The following is a 16,823-nucleotide window of genomic DNA, read 5'->3' on the forward strand; positions in this document are numbered from 1 at the left end:
TCGTGATTCAGACCGCAACCTTGTGGTCCGGCAGACCGGGGCTGCTGACGCGATAGATGCCGATCTCACCTAACAGATTAGGCCATAGCTTACTGGCCCACCCGTGTCGATGCTGTTGATCCACGGCAAGCCGATCAATGACCTTGGCTTCTCGTTCGCGACACAGTGCCTCAAAGTCTTCAAAGGTGCAGAAGTGAATGTTTGGCGTGTTGTACCAGGTGTATGGCAGAAAATCGGAGACCGGCATCCGGCCCTTGCTCGCCAGGTACCAGCGGCAGCGCCAGTGACCGAAGTTGGGGAAGGTGATGATGCACTGGCGACCGACCCGCAGCATTTCGTCGAGGATCTTGTCCGGGTAATGCACCGCTTGCAGGGCCTGGGTCATGACCACGACGTCGAAGCTGTTGCTGGCGAAGTTGCCCAGGCCCTTGTCCAGATCCTGCTCGATGACGTTGATGCCCTTGGCCACGCATTCGGCAATGTTGTCCGGGTCGTTTTCCAGGCCATAGCCGGTAACCTGTTTGTGGTCGCGCAGCCAGGTCAGCAACTCGCCGTCACCGCAACCGAGGTCGAGCACGCGGCTGCCGGCGGGGATCCATTCCTGGATGATTTCCAGATCGGCTCTCATGTCTTCCTCAAAGCGCTATACGGTTCATGTAATTGCTGAAGGCCTGCAAGTAACGCGGGATCGGAATCAGGAAGGCATCGTGGCCTTGCGGAGCGTCGATCTCCAGGTAGCAGACGTCTTTCCTGGCCGCCATCAGCGCGTCCACCAGTTCCCGCGAGCGGGCAGGGGAGAAGCGCCAGTCGGTGGTGAAAGAGATCACGCAGAACCTGGCCTGGGCATTGGCGAAGGTTTTCGCCAGGTCATCGTCGAAGTTCGCCGCCGGGTCGAAGTAGTCCAGAGCCTTGGTCATCAGCAGGTAGGTGTTGGCGTCGAAACGCCCGGAAAACTCCTCGCCCTGATAACGCAGGTAGCTTTCGACCTGGAACTCGACGCTGTGGAAGTCGTAGTTAAGCTTTTCGCTCTTCAGGCCGCGACCGAATTTCTCGCCCATGGAGTCGTCGGACAGGTAGGTAATGTGCCCGACCATCCGCGCCAGCATCAGCCCGCGCTTGGGGATCACACCCGCTTCCTGGAACGAGCCGCCGTGGAACTCCGGGTCGGTGAGGATCGCCTGGCGTGCGACTTCGTTGAATGCGATGTTCTGCGCCGACAGTTTCGGCGCCGAGGCGATGGCCAGGCAGTGCCGCACGCGGTCCGGGTAGGTGATTGTCCACTGCAAGGCCTGCATGCCGCCGAGGCTGCCGCCGATCACCGCTGCCCATTGGCGGATGCCGAGCAGGTCGGCGAGGCGTGCCTGGCTATGCACCCAGTCCTCTACGGTCAGTACCGGGAAATCGGCGCCAAATGGCTTGCCGGTTTCCGGATTGACGCTGCTGGGACCGGTGGAGCCGTTGCAACCGCCGAGGTTGTTCAGGCTGACCACGAAGAACTTGTTGGTGTCGATCGGTTTGCCGGGCCCAATGCAGCTGTCCCACCAACCGGGTTTGCGGTCGTCGGGGCTGTGGAAGCCGGCAGCGTGATGGTGACCGGACAAGGCGTGACAGATCAGCACGCCGTTGCTCGCCTTGGCGTTCAGCGTGCCATAGGTTTCGTAGATCAGGTCATAGGCGGGCAGCGAACGGCCGCAGGCCAAGGCCAGGGGGTCACTGAAGTGCGCCACTTGCGGCGTCACCAGACCAACAGAATCGTGGGGGAAGGCAGCTGGCATCGACCCTGCTCTCATTGAAATGAGGCGTAAGTCTAAAGACCGCTGTGGCTAGCGGCAAGCAAAGGCCGGGCCTGTTTTTTTCTGTCGGACCGAGGTGCGGCATTCGCGGGCAAGCCTCGCTCCTACAGGGTTGAGGTCGTTCCCAAATTATATGAACAACACAAACCCGTAGGAGCGAGGCTTGCCCGCGAAGAACGATGACGCGGTCAGCCTGCCGGGCGCACAAGATCGGGCAAATCCGGCAGCTTCTTCGGCGAACAAATCCGCACCCGCTTTTGCCGGTTCAGCTCTCCGCTGATCAAACTCACCTGACTCTTGGAAACCCCGAACGCCTTGGCCAGAAACGCCATCAGGTACGCATTGGCCTTGCCTTCAACCGGTGGCGCCGTCAGGCGAATTTTTAATCGATCGCCATGCAGCCCGCAGAAATCATCGCTGCGGGCCGCCGGTTGCAGGTGACATTCCAGAATCAGGTCATCACCGTCCCAGCGAAAGTAGCTCATCAGATGAGCCCGAGCAGCCCCTGTGGCATGAGGGCATAGTACGCAAGGCGTGGGATCAGCCAGCTTTGCACCAGCTGGATCGCGATAAACGCGAAGATTGGCGAGATGTCGAGGCCGCCCAGGTTTGGAATGATCCGGCGGAACGGGGCGAGTACCGGTTCAGTAATCTGCGCGACCAGTTCTGCGCCCGGATTGTGGCTGCCCGGGGCGACCCAGGACAGAATCACACTGATGATCATTGCGTAGAACAGCACACTCAAAAACAGCGAGAAGATTGCGATCAATGCCCAAGGCACCAAAAGCAGCAAATCGACCTCGAAGCCTTTGAGCAGCAGGATGACGGCTATTAGCACCATCTGCACGATCAGCGCCAGTACCAGTGACGACATGTCCAGCCCGAACATGCTCGGGATGACCCGGCGCAAGGGCTTGAGCAGCGGTTGAGTGGCTTTCACGATGAATTGGCAGAGCGGGTTGTAAAAATTCGCCCGGACCAATTGCAGGATGAAGCGCAACAGCACGATCAGCAGGTACAGGCTGCCCAAGGTCTTGATTATGAAAATGGCAGCGTCATTGAGTCCGAGCATCGTTGAATTCCTTTGTAAGAGCTGATTAGCGACCCAGTTGCTCGGCCATTTCGGCCGAGCGGTGCGCAGCGGCGCCGAGTGCTTTTTCTACCAGGGCTTCGAAGCCGCCGGCCTGGAATGACTTGATCGCCGCTTCGGTGGTGCCCGCAGGCGACGTCACGCGACGACGCAGTTCAGCCGCGTCGACATCACTGGCGACCGCCATGTGTGCCGCGCCCAACGCGGTTTGCACGGTCAGTTGTGCGGCGATGTCCGCTGGCAGACCGAGCTTCACGCCAGCGGCGGTCATGGCTTCGATCAGCAGGAAGAAATACGCCGGGCCCGAGCCGGAAACGGCGGTCACCGCGTCCAGTTGCTGTTCTTCGTCCAGCCACAGGGCGATGCCAACCGCCGACAGCAGCTCTTCCGCTTGCTGGCGCTGTGCGGCGCTCACTTCGCGGGTGGCGAACAAACCGCTCACGCCCTGACGCAGCAGCGCCGGGGTGTTGGGCATGCAGCGCACAATAGGCTGGGCGCCAAGCCAGTTGTTCATGCTGGCGCAGGTGATGCCGGCCGCAATCGAGACCACCAGTTGATTCGGCTTGAGGCTTGGGCGAATGGCTTCACAAACGGTTTTCATCGCCTGGGGTTTGACCGCCAGCACGATCACGTCCACGCCCTCAATGGCTTGGGCGTTGTCGGCAAACATTTCGATGCCGTGTGTGGCGCTCATGCGGGCACGGGTTTCTTCACCCGGATCGCTGGCGCGGATCTGCGCGGCGTCCAGACCTTTGGCGCGCAGGCCGCCGATCAGGCTGGCGGCCATGTTGCCGGCACCGATAAAGGCAATACGAGTCTTGCTCATGTCAGGTCCTTATAAAGAGTGGTGTCAGCCATTGTTTCAAGGCTGGTGGTAGTCGCGGGCGCCAAACAAGGCCGTACCGATACGGACCCAAGTGGCGCCCATAGCAATGGCCGACTCGAGGTCGTGGCTCATGCCCATGGAAAGTGTGTCGAGTGGCAGATTCAGGCTGGCTTGCAGGCTCTGTACGGCAGCAAAGGCTGCATCCTGGGCGGCGCGATCTTCAGTCGGCTCGGGAATCGCCATCAGCCCGCGCAATTTCAAGCGCGGCAGAGCGCTGATGGCATTGGCCAGGGCGGGCAGGTCGGCCGGGGTGCAGCCGGACTTGCTGGCTTCACCACTGACGTTGACCTGGATGCAGATGTTCAATGGCGGCAAATCGGCAGGGCGTTGTTCGGACAGGCGTTGTGCGATTTTCAAGCGATCCACGGAATGCACCCAGTCGAAATGCTCGGCGATAGCGCGAGTCTTGTTCGATTGAATGGGGCCGATGAAGTGCCAGATCAAGGGCAGGTCGGCCAATTCGAGCTGTTTGCTCAAGGCTTCCTGCAGGTAGTTCTCGCCAAAATCGCGCAGGCCGGCGGCATACGCTTCACGCAAGGCCTCGGCGGGCTTGGTCTTGCTCACGGCCAGCAACTGGACGCTGCCTTGGTCGCGGTGGACGGCTTCGGTCGCAGCCTGGATACGCGAACTAACCTGAAGGATGTTGTCTGCTATCGTGGACATTCAAGAGGCGCCAGCGGGTCTGAGGTTCGCGGCATTCTACTGGAATTGAGGAGCGCTATGGATATCACTGAGCTGCTGGCTTTCAGCGCCAAACAGGGCGCGTCCGACCTGCACCTGTCCGCCGGCCTGCCACCGATGATTCGTGTCGACGGCGATGTGCGCCGGATCAATCTGCCGGCCTTGGACCACAAGGAGGTGCATGATCTGATCTACGACATCATGAACGACCTCCAGCGGGTGGACTTCGAGAAGCATCTTGAAACCGACTTTTCCTTCGAAGTGCCCGGTGTGGCGCGCTTTCGGGTCAATGCCTTCAACCAGAATCGTGGTGCTGGCGCGGTATTCCGGACCATCCCGTCCAAGGTTCTGAGCATGGACGACCTGGGCATGGGGGAAGTGTTTCGCAAGATTACTGAAGCGCCCCGGGGTCTGGTGTTGGTGACCGGCCCAACCGGCTCCGGTAAATCCACCACGCTGGCGGCGATGATCGATTACCTGAACAACCATCGCCATCATCACATCCTCACCATCGAAGACCCGATCGAGTTCGTCCACGAATCACGCAAATGCCTGATCAATCAGCGCGAAGTCCATCGGGATACCCGCAGCTTCGCCACGGCCCTGCGTTCGGCCCTGCGCGAAGATCCGGACGTGATTCTGGTAGGGGAAATGCGTGATCTGGAGACTATCCGGCTGGCTTTGACCGCCGCCGAGACGGGGCATCTGGTGTTCGGCACGTTGCACACCACATCGGCGGCGAAAACCATCGACCGAGTCGTGGACGTGTTTCCGGGCGACGAGAAATCGATGGTGCGTTCGATGCTCTCTGAATCATTGCTGGCGGTGGTGTCCCAGACACTGATCAAGAAAATCGGCGGCGGGCGGATTGCCGCCCACGAAATCATGATCGGCACTTCGGCGATCCGTAACCTGATCCGCGAAGACAAGGTGGCGCAGATGTACTCGTCGATTCAGACTGGAGGGTCGCTGGGGATGCAGACGCTGGATATGTGCTTGAAGGAGTTGGTGACCAAGGGCGTGATCAGCCGCGAGCATGCGCGGGAGAAGGCGCGGTCGCCGGATAATTTCTGACAGGAAGTTGATCGTTCCCACGCAGAGCGTGGGAACGATCAGTGTCGGATCAACGCTGAACAACCCGCAACGCATTCTGTTCTTTCGGCAGAACCCGCTTGGCAACTACGTAGTGGCTTTCCCAGTACGGTTTCTTCAGGGTGTCGATGCTCACCGACTTGCCACGGCGTGGAGCGTGGATGAAGCGGTCGTTGCCCAAGTAGATGGCAACATGATTGACCCGGCGGCTCTTGAGTTTGAAGAAAATCAGGTCGCCTGGCTTCAGATCGTTGCGATCGACTTTCTCGCCATGACCGCTGGCCATCGCATTGGAGGTACGAGGCAGGTCAAACGTGGCGTCATTGAACGCGTATTTTACCAGGCCGCTGCAATCGAACCCTTTACTTGGGCTGCTGCCACCCCAACGATAAGGCGTACCGAGCACGTTTACCGCACGGCTCAATACGTTGCTGCTTTCCTTGGTGGCCATCGGCGGGACCAGCTTGCGGTTGGCATCGCTCAATTGAGGAGGGCGTTTTACAGTCTGTTTGTTTTTGCTTGCAGGAGCAGAAACATGAGATTTCGGGGTGAAACCATTAACGTTAGGAAGACGTTGCTCACGATTGGTGGCGTGGGCGGCCAGAGGCAATAATAGGCAAATGGTTAGCCAGGTCTTGAAAAATGAACGCATCAGCAAGGCTCGTAGATAGTGAACGCGCAACTTTATAACAGCTTTTTTTCCCCTCCCGTGGCCGTTGGTCGATTCACTTTGCTGGCAACGGAACCAAATAAGCAGAAAATTGACGTGATTGTCGGACAGAAGTCAGTGAGCATAAGGGTTTGAAGGGGATGCAGCTCATATTTGCCGTATGTCGGTCATTGGTAAAAAAGTCACAAGAAATTCAAGAATATTTCTCTATCGCGTGAATCGAGGTCATCCATGAATACCTATCGACATCCCGTTTCACAGCAAGACACCCATAGCAAAGTGATCGGTTATCTACTGTGGATTTTCGGTTTTACCGGGGCTCATCGTTTCTATTACGGCAAACCGGTGACCGGGACGATCTGGTTTTTCACTTTCGGTTTGCTGGGCATTGGCTGGCTGATTGACCTGTTTCTGATCCCGGCCATGGATCGTGAAGCGGACCTGCGCTTTACCGCCGGACCCATCGAATACAACGTGGCGTGGATTCTCCTGACGTTTCTGGGAATCTTTGGTGTGCACCGGATGTATCAGGGGAAGTGGATCAGCGGCTTGCTGTACCTGGTGACGGGCGGGTTGTTCTTTCTGGGGGTGTTGTATGACTTCTGGACGTTGAATGACCAAGTGTCGATTCGCAACGCGCAGAACAGCTGATTAATGATGATCGTTCCCACGCAGAGCGTGGGAACGATCAGATTGCGCTTACGCCTGGTGACTAATCCGCCCATCCACCAAGGTGTAACGCACCACGCCCGGCAAGCTATGGCCAATGAACGGGCAGTTTTCGCCCTTGGACAGCCAGGTCTCACCGGCCACGGTCGAGGCCGCAGGGTCGAACAGCACGATATCTGCAGGCCCACCCACCGCCAGCTTGCCCGCCGGCAGACGCAATGCCTCGGCAGGACCGGCGCCCAAGCGTGCGAGCAGCGTTGGCAGATCCAGCAAACCGTCTTCCACCAAGGTCATCGCCAGCGGCAGCAGCAATTCAACACTGCTGATGCCCGGCTCGGTCGCGCCGAACGGCGCCAGTTTGGCATCACGTTCATGGGGCTGGTGATGGCTGGAGATGGCGGACACCACCCCTGACTTCACCGCTGCCCGCAAGCCGTCGCGGTCGGCGCGGGTGCGCAGCGGCGGCTGGACGTGATAGAGGCTGCTGAAATCGATCAGTGCTTCGTCGGTGAGGATCAGCTGATACAACGCCACGTCCGCCGTGACCTTCAAGCCACGAGCCTGGGCCTGGGCGATCAACGCCACACCTCGGGCACTGGTGAGCTGGCTGAAGTGCGCACGCACGCCGCTTTGCTCGACCAGCAGCAGATCCCGGGCCAGGGCCACGGTTTCGGCAGTTTCCGGAATGCCCGGCAGACCCAGGAAACTGGCGGTTGGGCCTTCGTGAGCCAAGCCGCCTTCGGCCAGATCATGGTCTTGCGAGTTGAAAATCACGGTCAGGTCGAACGTCGCCGCGTATTCCAGCGCTCGGCACAGGGTGCGAGTGTTGCGAAAGCTCTCCAGACCGTTGCCGAAGGCCACGCAACCGGCATCGCGCAAGGCGACCAGTTCGGCCAGTTGTTCGCCATCCAGGCCTTTGCTCAGGGCGCCGATCGGGAAGACTTTGGTATTGCCAGCTTCGCGGGCGCGGTCGAGGATCAGTTCGGCCACGGCCGAGGTGTCCAGCACCGGTTTGGTTTTCGGTGGGCAGCACAGGCTGGTCACGCCCCCGGCAGCAGCTGCGCGGGTTTCGCTGGCGATCGAGCCTTTACGGCTGTAGCCCGGCTCGCGCAGGGCGACGTTCAGGTCAACCAGGCCGGGGGCCGCCACCAGGCCTTTGGCGTCGATGGTGTCGACGGCGACAAAACCGGCCGGAGCGGCGCCAAGGGCGACGATCTTGCAGGCTTCAACATGAATATCGGTAACTTGATCCAGACCACTGACTGGATCGATAACGCGTGCGCCGAGAATGCTGAGCTTCACTGGGCGTTCTCCTGCTCGAATTGGCGCTGGGCAGTCTGCCCGCTCATGGCCATGGACAGCACGGCCATACGAATCGCGATGCCGTAGGTCACCTGGTTGAGGATTACCGAGTGCGGGCCGTCGGCCACCGCCGACTCAATTTCCACCCCGCGGTTGATCGGGCCCGGGTGCATGACGATGCAATCCGGTTTGGCTCCGGCCAGACGCGCGGTGGTCAGGCCGAACAGGCGATAGAACTCGCCTTCGCTTGGCAGCAGGCCGCCGGTCATGCGTTCACGCTGCAAGCGCAGCATGATCACCACATCGACGTCTTTCAGGCCTTCGGTCATGTCGGTGTAAACCTTCACACCGTACTGCTCGATGCCGATCGGCAGCAGAGTTTTCGGCGCGATCACACGGATGTCCGGGCAGCCGAGGGTTTTCAGCGCCAGCATGTTCGAGCGCGCGACCCGCGAGTGCAGGATGTCGCCGACGATAGCCACCGAGAGATTCTCGAAGCCGCCCTTGTGCCGACGGATGGTGAGCATGTCGAGCATGCCTTGGGTCGGGTGGGCGTGACGGCCGTCGCCGCCGTTGATGATCGCCACTTGCGGGCAGACATGTTCGGCGATGAAGTGCGCCGCGCCGGAATCACCATGACGCACGACGAACATGTCGGCGGCCATGGCTTCCAGGTTGCGCAGGGTGTCGAGCAGGGTTTCGCCCTTGCTCGCCGACGACGTGGACACGTTCAGGGTGATCACGTCGGCCGACAGCCGCTGGGCCGCCAGTTCGAAGGTGGTGCGGGTGCGGGTGGAGTTTTCGAAGAACACGTTGCACACGGTCTTGCCGCGCAGCAACGGGACTTTTTTCACCGCCCGGGCGCCCACTTCGAGGAATGAGTCGGCGGTGTCGAGGATTTCCGTCAGCAGCTCGCGGCGCAAACCGTCGAGCGAGAGGAAGTGGCGCAGCTGGCCCTGATCATTGAGCTGCAGCGGGCGCTTGGTTTCTAGAGGCGTCATCGCGAGGGGGACTCTCAATAGGGCGAATTAAAGGGCGAGGTCTTGAAGTTCGAGCTTGAGTTCCGGGCCGGACAGCTTCACCCGTTCATGGGCCGCCAATGCCAGGGTCGCGCCGACCACGTTCGGGCGGATCGGCAGCTCACCGGCGTCCAGGTCCAGCAGGCACACCAGCGTCACGCTGGCCGGGCGACCGTAGTCGAAGAGTTCGTTCATCGCGGCGCGGATGGTCCGACCGCTCATCAGCACGTCATCGATCAGCACCAGGTGCTGGCCTTCGATCTCGAACGGCAGCGCCGATGGGCGTACTTGTGGATGCAGGCCGTTCTGGCTGAAATCGTCGCGGTAGAACGAAACGTCCAGGGTGCCCAGGGGCGAATCGCTGCCCAATTCATCGAGCAACGCCTGCGCGACCCAGACGCCACCGGTCCGAATGCCGATATAGCGCGGTTCGCTGATGCCCCGTTTGGCCAGATAGGTGTCTAGACGGATCGCCATCTGGCTGATCAGTTCGGCGGGATTGGGCAGGCTCATGGTTTGCTCCTTCTTTGTCCCGAGCCGAATGCTGCTTGAGTGGTGGCTCGGGTTGTAGCTAAGGGAGACGCCGCAGCGGCTCTTCAGAATTAGGTGCGGTCAGGATTCGAACAGTGCGGTGTTTTCGTCGAGCCAGCCTTGCAGCAGAAGCGCGGCGGCGATGGCATCGACCGGGTTGTCGCGGTAACTGCCCTTCTGGCCGCCACGGACCAGGCGTTCGCCTTTGGCCTCGAAGGTGGTCAGGCGCTCGTCGTGCGTATAAAAGGGCAGGTTGTAGCGGCCGTTCAGGCGCCGGGCGAACTTCTCGGCCCGCAGGCACATGTCGCTCGGCGTGCCGTCCATGTTCAGCGGCAGACCAACCACCACAGCGTCGGGTTTCCACTCTTTAATCAGGGCTTCGACCTGATTCCAGTCGGGAATGCCGTTTTGCGCCTTCAAGGTGCACAGCTCGCGGGCCTGGCCGGTAATCACCTGGCCGACCGCAACGCCGATCTGTTTGGTGCCGTAGTCGAAACCCAAAATCAGCCGCAGGGCCATCAGGCGTGCCCCGCCTGGCTGGTGAGCAAACTGAGATTGATACCCAGATGTTTGGCCGCCGCTTCAAGGCGCAATTCGCTGCTGGTGTTGAACAGGATGTCGGCGTGGAACGGGCAAGTCAGCCAGGCGTTGTCAGCCAGTTCGGCTTCCAATTGCCCGGCTTCCCAACCGGCGTAGCCGAGGGTGATCAGGCTTTTCGCGGGGCCGACGCCGTCGGCGATGGCGAACAGCACGTCCTGCGAGGTCGACAGCGATAACTCGCCGTCCAGATCAACGGTCGCCTGATAGGTTTTCCCCGTCGGGTGCAGGACAAAGCCGCGATCGGTTTGCACCGGGCCGCCAATAAAGATTGGCACGTGCTGGCAGAGTACCGGCGGCTCGATATCGGGGCGCAATTGCTCGAGGATATCGGCCAGGTTCAGGTCCTGCGGACGGTTGACCACCAGCCCCATGGCACCATTGGCCGTGTGCTCGACGATGTAGGTCAAGGTGTGCGCAAAGTTCGGGTCGGCCATGTGAGGCATGGCGATCAGGAAGTGATGCTTGAGGTAGCTGGGGCTGACGTTCTTCATGAGCGCTAGTGTGGCGTTGGAGGGGCGAACTGACAAGCCGGGGATGCACAGGAAATGCCCGCATGAATGTCTTTTTGATGGAGTTTTGCTTGAGGGCCTCTTCGCGGGCAAGCCTCGCTCCTACAGGTTTGGCATGCACTTTGAAAATGGCGCATGACCTGTAGGAGCGAGGCTTGCCCGCGAAGGCGCCGGCTCAATCACCACAAATCAATCGGTCAATTACTGGACAACCGGTCTCCACGCGCAAACTTCCAGGTGCGGATGATTTCCAGCCGATCGATGTCCGACAAATCCCCGGTAAACGGTGCAAACGGCGCCGCGAGTCTTACGATGCGCTGCGCCGCCTGGTCCAGCAGCGGCTGGCCGGATGATTCCAGCACCAGCACTTCATACAGCGAGCCGTCGCGGTTGATCGAGACCATCAGTCGCAAATTGCCGTAAATCTGTTTGCGCCGTGCTTCGTCGGGGTAGTTGAGATTGCCGATGCGTTCGACCTTCTTGCGCCATTCATCTTTGTACCAGGCACCCTTGTCGCGCATGGTCGAAGCGGCGCTCAAACGGTGGATGCGCGGGCGCTTGGCGTACAGCTGTTGTTCATTGGCCAGTTCCGCTTCCAGGCTGGCGATGTCGCTGGACAACTGCGCGCTGTCGAACGTCGGTGCCGCCACTTGGGGTTTGGTCAGGGGCTTGGGTTCTTCAGTCTTGGTGGCGGCTTTTTTCGGCTTCGGCGCGACGGTGGTCACAGACGCCTTGGGCGCGGCTTCCTGCACTTGAGGCTTGGCCGCCGGCGGTGGAGTAACTGGCTGCACCTTGTTGTCCTGGAATGGCGCGACCTCGGTGGTCTTGGGAATCGCCTTCTTCTCCAGGGTGCCGCTGCCTTCCTGATTTTCCTGGGCGAGAAAGTCAGCTTTCGCAGGCTTCTTTTCGCTTTTGAAAGTGGCGAGGGTGATTTCCAGGGTTTTGCTGATTTGCTGGGGTTCGACCATGGTGAACCCGACGCCCAACAGCAAGGCCAAGTGAATCAGCGCCGCGAGAAACAGGGTAAAGCCGAGGCGATCGGCCGGGCGCACGCCACGATGGGCGAGTTCAGCGGGCAGATCGGACGGGAGAGTCATAACAAGGAAACCAACATCGCGTTTTCACAGGCCGGGCATGATAACGCAATGTTGGTTTGGCTTATCAACGAGCCTTGAGCTTCTGATCGATGGCATCCATCAGCAGGCCACCGATGTCGGTGCCGAATGCATTATCGATCTCGCGAATGCAGGTCGGGCTGGTGACGTTGATTTCGGTCAGATGCTCACCGATCACATCGAGGCCGACGAATAGCAGGCCCTTTTCACGTAGGGTCGGGCCGACTTGCGCGGCGATCCAGCGATCCTTCTCGGTCAGCGGTCGGGCTTCGCCACGGCCACCGGCGGCGAGGTTGCCACGGGTTTCACCGAGCGCGGGAATTCGTGCCAGGCAGTAATCCACCGGCTCGCCGTCGATCATCAGGATGCGTTTGTCGCCATCAACGATCGCCGGCAGGTAACCCTGGATCATGATCTGCTGCCGACCATGCAAGGTCAGGGTTTCGAGGATCACCGACAGGTTCGGATGACCAGCGGTGTGACGGAAGATCGACGAGCCGCCCATGCCATCCAGCGGCTTGAGGATCACGTCACCGTGATGGTCGGCGAATTCACGCAGCACGTCCGGGCGACGGCTGACGATGGTCGGCGGCGTGCACTGCGGGAACAGCGTGGCGAACAGTTTCTCGTTGCAGTCACGCAGGCTTTGCGGCTTGTTGACCACCAACACGCCGGCGCGCTCGGCCTGCTCCAGCAGGTAAGTGGAGTAGACGAACTCCATGTCGAACGGCGGATCCTTGCGCATCAGGATCACGTCCAGATCGCTCAGCAGCGCATCGCTTTCGGCGCCCAGTTCAAACCATTTTTCCGGGTTGGCGAACACCTTCAGCGGACGCATCCGTCCGCGGGCCTCGCCTTCGGCCTGATACAAATCGCGCTGTTCCATATAGAACAGTTCCCAGCCACGCTTTTGCGCGGCCAGCAGCATGGCCAGCGAGCTATCCTTTTTATAGGAGATGCTGGCGATAGGATCCATGACAATCCCGACGCGAACGCTCATGGGGTTTTCCTCGAAATTGGGGTGGAAAGTGTTGTGAAAAAGTGGCGTCAGAGTGGCGCTGAGTGTGTTCCCGGTCAAGGAAAAACCACCGCCAGGGTCGCCCGATAGATTGGATGGGGAGACTGTGCTAAAAAGGCTGCCATGCCGTGTTGGCCCTTGAGTATCAAGGGTTTCGAGCCAGCGATGAGCGGCAAACGGACAAATTGATTCACAAAGGCGACGGTAGAGCCACTATGGAACAGCATTCCAGCGCCTTGAAGGTCATGGTGATCGATGATTCGAAAACGATTCGTCGCACCGCCGAAACGCTGTTGAAAAACGTGGGCTGTGAAGTCATCACCGCAGTCGATGGTTTCGATGCCCTGGCCAAGATTGCCGACAATCACCCCGGCATCATCTTTGTCGACATCATGATGCCGCGTCTGGATGGCTATCAGACCTGCGCTTTAATCAAGAACAACAGTGCGTTCAAGTCCACGCCAGTGATTATGCTGTCGTCCAGGGACGGGTTGTTCGACAAGGCCAAGGGGCGGATCGTCGGCTCCGACCAGTTTTTGACCAAGCCTTTCAGCAAGGAAGAACTGCTGAACGCGATTCAGGCCCATGTACCGGGCTTCGCCGCCGTTTCGCCGCAGTAGGACACGCACAGTGACGCTCGGCCATGGGGCCTGGTGTCGACAAGAATGGGGAAGACCATGGCACGTATTCTGATCGTCGATGACTCGCCGACCGAAATGTACAAATTGACCGGCATGCTCGAAAAGCACGGTCATGAGGTATTGAAAGCCGAAAACGGCGCCGATGGCGTGGCCCTGGCCCGTCAGGAAAAACCCGACGCGGTACTGATGGACATCGTCATGCCCGGCCTCAATGGTTTCCAGGCGACCCGTCAGCTGACCAAAGACCCGGAAACCGGGCACATTCCGGTGATCATCATCACCACCAAGGATCAAGAAACCGACAAAGTCTGGGGCACGCGCCAGGGCGCCAAGGACTACCTGACCAAACCGGTCGATGAAGAGACCCTGATCAAGACCCTGAACAGCGTGCTGGCCGGTTGATCGTCCGGCCATGACCGAGTCGCTGACGGCTTTCGAACTGCTGCTGCAGATTGACCAGCGCTGTCGTCTGCTGGCGGCGGACCTGCCGTCCCAGCCGCCCCGACAGGACAGCTGGAGCGGCATCGGTTTTCGCTTGGGCGAGCATTGGTACGTCGCCCCCATGGGCGAAGTCAGCGAAGTCCTGCACGAGCCACGCGTTACACAGTTGCCCGGGGTCAAGCCCTGGGTCAAAGGCGTGGCTAACCTGCGCGGGCGCCTGCTGCCGATCATGGATTTATATGGCTTTTTTAATGGTTATGAGCCCGGCCATGAACTGCCAGCCTTGCGCAAGCAACGGCGGATATTGGTGGTGGAGCACAAGGACGTGTTTGCAGGGTTGATGGTCGATGAGGTCTTCGGCTTGCAGCACTTTGCCCAGGACAGTCTGGAGCCGGTGTCGGCCGATGACGTGCAAGGGCCGATGTCGGCGTTCGTCAAAGGCCGGTTTCAGCGTGAGCAGAAGTGGCAGGTGTTCAGCCCGTTTGCGTTGGCGCAGTCGCAAGGATTCATGAACGTAGCGCTGTAATGGACGCGACGCGGCCCTTGTAGGAGCGAGGCTTGCCCGCGAAGAACGAAAACGCGGTGTTCCTGCAAGACCGCAGCGCCTGCTTCGCGGGCAAGCCTCGCTCCTACAAGGGCATAGAGTGAATTGGGCAGGACAGGCGAGGACCGATGATTAAAGCAAAAACAGGCAAGCCAGAAGGGTCGCGCAGTCGGTCGCAGATCATCGCGCTGTTCATCGCGCTGATCGTCTTCATCATGCTGCTGTTCGCCAACTTCGCGTACCTCAACACCCAGGCCAATTACGACAAACAGTACATCGGCCACGCCGGTGAGCTGCGCGTGCTGTCCCAACGCATCGCCAAGAACGCCACCGAAGCCGCCGCCGGCAAGGCCGCGGCGTTCAAGTTGCTCAGCGATGCGCGCAACGACTTCGCCCAGCGTTGGGGCTACCTGAAGAAAGGCGATCCTTCCACCGGCCTGCCGCCGGCACCGTCCACCGTGCGCCCGGAAATGCGCGCCGTGCAGCTGGATTGGGAGCGCTTGCTGAAAAACACCGACGCCATCCTCTCCAGCGAACAGACCGTGCTGTCCTTGCATCAAGTGGCCGCGACCCTGGCCGAAACCGTGCCGCAGTTGCAGATTGAGTATGAAAAGGTCGTCGAAACCCTGCTGCAACGTGGCGCCCCGGCGGCTCAGGTGGCGATGGCCCAGCGTCAGTCGCTGCTGGCCGAGCGGATTCTTGGTGCGGTGAATACCGTGCTGTCCGGCGATGAAAATTCGCAGCAGGCGGCCGACGCTTTCGGTCGCGACGCGGCGCGTTTCGGCCTGGTGCTCAACGGCATGCTTCAAGGCAATGCGGCACTGAAAATCAGCCAGGTCGAAGACCGCGATGCGCGCGCCCGGTTGACCGAGATTTCCGAACTGTTCGAATTCGTATCGGGTTCCGTGGACGAAATCCTCGAAACCTCGCCGCAGCTGTTCAAGGTCCGCGAATCGGCCACCAACATCTTTACCTTGTCGCAAACCCTGCTCGATGAAGCCTCGCACCTTGCCAGCCGTTTCGAAAACCTCGCCGGCGGGCGCAACACCGATACCATCGGCGGCTATGTGCTGGGCCTGCTCGCGTTGATGTCGATCATCCTCATCGGCCTGGTGATGGTGCGTGAAACCAACCGTCAGCTGCGTGAAACCGCCGAGAAGAACGAGCGTAACCAGAACGCGATCATGCGCCTGCTGGACGAAATCGAAGACCTCGCCGACGGCGACCTGACCGTGACCGCCTCGGTGACCGAAGACTTCACCGGCACCATCGCTGACTCGATCAACTATTCCGTCGACCAACTGCGCGATCTGGTGGCGACCATCAACCTCACCGCCGGCCAGGTCGCCGCCGCCGTGCAGGAAACCCAGGCCACCGCCATGCACCTGGCCCAGGCCTCGGAGCATCAGGCCCAGCAAATATCCGAAGCCTCCACGGCGATCAACGACATGGCCCAGTCCATCGATCAGGTCTCGGCCAACGCTGCCGAATCCTCCGCAGTGGCCGAACGTTCGGTGGAAATCGCCAACAAGGGCAACGAAGTGGTGCACAACACCATTCACGGCATGGACAATATTCGCGAGCAGATTCAGGACACCGCCAAGCGCATCAAACGGCTGGGTGAGTCTTCTCAGGAAATCGGCGACATTGTCAGCCTGATCGATGACATTGCCGATCAGACCAACATCCTCGCCCTCAACGCGGCGATTCAAGCGTCCATGGCCGGTGACGCCGGGCGCGGTTTTGCGGTGGTGGCCGACGAAGTGCAGCGCCTGGCCGAGCGTTCGTCCGCGGCGACCCGGCAGATCGAAACGCTGGTGCGGGCGATTCAGACCGACACCAATGAAGCGGTGATTTCCATGGAACAGACCACCACCGAAGTGGTGCGCGGCGCGCGTCTGGCGCAGGATGCCGGGGTGGCCCTGGAAGAAATCGAAGGTGTATCGAAAACCCTCGCGGCATTGATCCAGAGTATTTCCAATGCCGCACAGCAACAGACTTCGTCGGCCGGCCAGATTTCTCTGACGATGAACGTGATCCAGCAAATCACTACGCAGACCTCGTCCGGTTCCACCGCCACCGCCGAGAGCATTGGCAACCTGGCGAAAATGGCCAGCCAGCTGCGGCGTTCGGTGTCCGGTTTCACTTTGCCGGCCAGATCTGCGGACAACGCTGCGGACAACGCTTGAACCGCCCCAAGGCGGATGCATCTTGATTGGAGT

General features: G+C 60.1%; 20 protein-coding genes. 6 read left to right on the forward strand and 14 right to left on the reverse strand.

The window, feature by feature from the left end; all coding sequences use genetic code 11:
- Window positions 1-7: 7 nt before the first annotated feature.
- The 6 genes from metW to CKW20_RS08470 all read right to left on the reverse strand — a co-directional run bounded on the left by metW (window position 8) and on the right by CKW20_RS08470 (window position 4,432).
- Window positions 8-628, reverse strand: coding sequence for a methionine biosynthesis protein MetW (gene metW, locus CKW20_RS08445; RefSeq protein WP_038980968.1), 621 nt, complete (start codon window positions 626-628; stop codon window positions 8-10).
- Between the two features lie 7 nt (window positions 629-635).
- Window positions 636-1,775, reverse strand: a complete 1,140-nt coding sequence (locus tag CKW20_RS08450; protein ID WP_095052522.1) for a homoserine O-acetyltransferase — start codon at window positions 1,773-1,775, stop codon at window positions 636-638.
- Window positions 1,776-1,981: 206 nt separating this feature from the next.
- Window positions 1,982-2,278: a DUF167 domain-containing protein gene (locus CKW20_RS08455; protein ID WP_046039238.1), complete on the reverse strand. Its 297-nt coding sequence runs from the start codon at window positions 2,276-2,278 to the stop codon at window positions 1,982-1,984.
- On the reverse strand, window positions 2,278-2,865 hold the full coding sequence (locus tag CKW20_RS08460) for a YggT family protein (protein ID WP_095052523.1): 588 nt from the start codon (window positions 2,863-2,865) through the stop codon (window positions 2,278-2,280). Before CKW20_RS08460 ends, CKW20_RS08455 begins: the two co-directional genes overlap by 1 nt.
- 25 nt (window positions 2,866-2,890) lie before the next feature.
- Window positions 2,891-3,709, reverse strand: coding sequence for a pyrroline-5-carboxylate reductase (proC, locus tag CKW20_RS08465; protein ID WP_095052524.1), 819 nt, complete (start codon window positions 3,707-3,709; stop codon window positions 2,891-2,893).
- Between the two features lie 36 nt (window positions 3,710-3,745).
- Window positions 3,746-4,432 (reverse strand): YggS family pyridoxal phosphate-dependent enzyme, encoded by a 687-nt coding sequence (locus CKW20_RS08470; RefSeq protein ID WP_095052525.1) that lies wholly within the window; start codon window positions 4,430-4,432, stop codon window positions 3,746-3,748.
- A 57-nt stretch (window positions 4,433-4,489) separates the two neighbouring features.
- On the opposite strand from CKW20_RS08470, the gene CKW20_RS08475 reads away from it, so the two are divergent.
- Window positions 4,490-5,524: a type IV pilus twitching motility protein PilT gene (locus CKW20_RS08475; protein ID WP_095052526.1), complete on the forward strand. Its 1,035-nt coding sequence runs from the start codon at window positions 4,490-4,492 to the stop codon at window positions 5,522-5,524.
- A gap of 49 nt (window positions 5,525-5,573) precedes the next feature.
- Here the strand turns inward: CKW20_RS08475 and CKW20_RS08480 are convergent, their stop codons facing one another.
- Window positions 5,574-6,194: a C40 family peptidase gene (locus CKW20_RS08480; protein WP_095052527.1), complete on the reverse strand. Its 621-nt coding sequence runs from the start codon at window positions 6,192-6,194 to the stop codon at window positions 5,574-5,576.
- Window positions 6,195-6,443: 249 nt separating this feature from the next.
- Here CKW20_RS08480 and CKW20_RS08485 point away from each other — a divergent pair, with 249 nt between their 5' ends.
- Window positions 6,444-6,863, forward strand: a complete 420-nt coding sequence (locus CKW20_RS08485) for a TM2 domain-containing protein (protein ID WP_095052528.1) — start codon at window positions 6,444-6,446, stop codon at window positions 6,861-6,863.
- A gap of 48 nt (window positions 6,864-6,911) precedes the next feature.
- Here CKW20_RS08485 and CKW20_RS08490 read toward each other — a convergent pair whose 3' ends face one another.
- The 7 genes from CKW20_RS08490 to gshB form a co-directional block, all read right to left on the reverse strand.
- Window positions 6,912-8,183 carry a dihydroorotase gene (locus tag CKW20_RS08490; RefSeq protein ID WP_030130172.1) on the reverse strand — a complete coding sequence of 424 codons (1,272 nt, stop codon included), beginning with the start codon at window positions 8,181-8,183 and terminating at the stop codon, window positions 6,912-6,914.
- A complete protein-coding gene (locus tag CKW20_RS08495; protein WP_007897943.1) occupies window positions 8,180-9,184 on the reverse strand; it encodes an aspartate carbamoyltransferase catalytic subunit in 1,005 nt (334 codons plus the stop codon). The genes CKW20_RS08490 and CKW20_RS08495 overlap by 4 nt, the downstream gene beginning before the upstream one ends.
- 27 nt (window positions 9,185-9,211) lie before the next feature.
- Window positions 9,212-9,715: a bifunctional pyr operon transcriptional regulator/uracil phosphoribosyltransferase PyrR gene (gene pyrR / locus CKW20_RS08500; RefSeq protein ID WP_095052529.1), complete on the reverse strand. Its 504-nt coding sequence runs from the start codon at window positions 9,713-9,715 to the stop codon at window positions 9,212-9,214.
- A gap of 99 nt (window positions 9,716-9,814) precedes the next feature.
- Window positions 9,815-10,252, reverse strand: a complete 438-nt coding sequence (ruvX, locus tag CKW20_RS08505; RefSeq protein WP_007897947.1) for a Holliday junction resolvase RuvX — start codon at window positions 10,250-10,252, stop codon at window positions 9,815-9,817.
- The gene (locus tag CKW20_RS08510) at window positions 10,252-10,824 is read right to left on the reverse strand and encodes a YqgE/AlgH family protein (RefSeq protein WP_095052530.1); all 573 of its coding nucleotides are present in this window, start codon (window positions 10,822-10,824) and stop codon (window positions 10,252-10,254) included. The genes ruvX and CKW20_RS08510 overlap by 1 nt, the downstream gene beginning before the upstream one ends.
- Window positions 10,825-11,039: 215 nt before the next feature.
- Window positions 11,040-11,939, reverse strand: a complete 900-nt coding sequence (locus tag CKW20_RS08515; RefSeq protein WP_095052531.1) for an energy transducer TonB — start codon at window positions 11,937-11,939, stop codon at window positions 11,040-11,042.
- A gap of 64 nt (window positions 11,940-12,003) precedes the next feature.
- Window positions 12,004-12,957 carry a glutathione synthase gene (gene gshB / locus CKW20_RS08520; RefSeq protein ID WP_095052532.1) on the reverse strand — a complete coding sequence of 318 codons (954 nt, stop codon included), beginning with the start codon at window positions 12,955-12,957 and terminating at the stop codon, window positions 12,004-12,006.
- A 233-nt stretch (window positions 12,958-13,190) separates the two neighbouring features.
- Here gshB and pilG point away from each other — a divergent pair, with 233 nt between their 5' ends.
- The 4 genes from pilG (at window position 13,191) to CKW20_RS08540 (ending at window position 16,790) form a co-directional block, all read left to right on the forward strand.
- The gene (gene pilG, locus CKW20_RS08525) at window positions 13,191-13,595 is read left to right on the forward strand and encodes a twitching motility response regulator PilG (RefSeq protein WP_095052533.1); all 405 of its coding nucleotides are present in this window, start codon (window positions 13,191-13,193) and stop codon (window positions 13,593-13,595) included.
- Between the two features lie 57 nt (window positions 13,596-13,652).
- Window positions 13,653-14,018, forward strand: coding sequence for a twitching motility response regulator PilH (pilH, locus tag CKW20_RS08530; protein ID WP_034147541.1), 366 nt, complete (start codon window positions 13,653-13,655; stop codon window positions 14,016-14,018).
- Window positions 14,019-14,028: 10 nt separating this feature from the next.
- The gene (locus CKW20_RS08535; protein ID WP_095052534.1) at window positions 14,029-14,583 is read left to right on the forward strand and encodes a chemotaxis protein CheW; all 555 of its coding nucleotides are present in this window, start codon (window positions 14,029-14,031) and stop codon (window positions 14,581-14,583) included.
- A 146-nt stretch (window positions 14,584-14,729) separates the two neighbouring features.
- Entirely contained in the window at window positions 14,730-16,790 is a 2,061-nt protein-coding gene (locus tag CKW20_RS08540; RefSeq protein ID WP_095052535.1) for a methyl-accepting chemotaxis protein, read from the forward strand.
- Window positions 16,791-16,823 lie beyond the last annotated feature (33 nt).

Source organism: Pseudomonas sp. Irchel s3b2 (assembly GCF_900187445.1).
Taxonomy (GTDB): domain Bacteria; phylum Pseudomonadota; class Gammaproteobacteria; order Pseudomonadales; family Pseudomonadaceae; genus Aquipseudomonas.

Coding starts and splice junctions, on each gene's coding strand:
- metW (WP_038980968.1), bottom strand. CDS start 628: ATGAGAGCCGATCTGGAAATCATCCAGGAATGGATCCCCGCCGGCAGC.
- CKW20_RS08450 (WP_095052522.1), bottom strand. CDS start 1,775: ATGCCAGCTGCCTTCCCCCACGATTCTGTTGGTCTGGTGACGCCGCAA.
- CKW20_RS08455 (WP_046039238.1), bottom strand. CDS start 2,278: ATGAGCTACTTTCGCTGGGACGGTGATGACCTGATTCTGGAATGTCAC.
- CKW20_RS08460 (WP_095052523.1), bottom strand. CDS start 2,865: ATGCTCGGACTCAATGACGCTGCCATTTTCATAATCAAGACCTTGGGC.
- proC (WP_095052524.1), bottom strand. CDS start 3,709: ATGAGCAAGACTCGTATTGCCTTTATCGGTGCCGGCAACATGGCCGCC.
- CKW20_RS08470 (WP_095052525.1), bottom strand. CDS start 4,432: ATGTCCACGATAGCAGACAACATCCTTCAGGTTAGTTCGCGTATCCAG.
- CKW20_RS08475 (WP_095052526.1), top strand. CDS start 4,490: ATGGATATCACTGAGCTGCTGGCTTTCAGCGCCAAACAGGGCGCGTCC.
- CKW20_RS08480 (WP_095052527.1), bottom strand. CDS start 6,194: ATGCGTTCATTTTTCAAGACCTGGCTAACCATTTGCCTATTATTGCCT.
- CKW20_RS08485 (WP_095052528.1), top strand. CDS start 6,444: ATGAATACCTATCGACATCCCGTTTCACAGCAAGACACCCATAGCAAA.
- CKW20_RS08495 (WP_007897943.1), bottom strand. CDS start 9,184: ATGACGCCTCTAGAAACCAAGCGCCCGCTGCAGCTCAATGATCAGGGC.
- pyrR (WP_095052529.1), bottom strand. CDS start 9,715: ATGAGCCTGCCCAATCCCGCCGAACTGATCAGCCAGATGGCGATCCGT.
- ruvX (WP_007897947.1), bottom strand. CDS start 10,252: ATGGCCCTGCGGCTGATTTTGGGTTTCGACTACGGCACCAAACAGATC.
- CKW20_RS08510 (WP_095052530.1), bottom strand. CDS start 10,824: ATGAAGAACGTCAGCCCCAGCTACCTCAAGCATCACTTCCTGATCGCC.
- CKW20_RS08515 (WP_095052531.1), bottom strand. CDS start 11,939: ATGACTCTCCCGTCCGATCTGCCCGCTGAACTCGCCCATCGTGGCGTG.
- gshB (WP_095052532.1), bottom strand. CDS start 12,957: ATGAGCGTTCGCGTCGGGATTGTCATGGATCCTATCGCCAGCATCTCC.
- pilG (WP_095052533.1), top strand. CDS start 13,191: ATGGAACAGCATTCCAGCGCCTTGAAGGTCATGGTGATCGATGATTCG.
- pilH (WP_034147541.1), top strand. CDS start 13,653: ATGGCACGTATTCTGATCGTCGATGACTCGCCGACCGAAATGTACAAA.
- CKW20_RS08535 (WP_095052534.1), top strand. CDS start 14,029: ATGACCGAGTCGCTGACGGCTTTCGAACTGCTGCTGCAGATTGACCAG.
- CKW20_RS08540 (WP_095052535.1), top strand. CDS start 14,730: ATGATTAAAGCAAAAACAGGCAAGCCAGAAGGGTCGCGCAGTCGGTCG.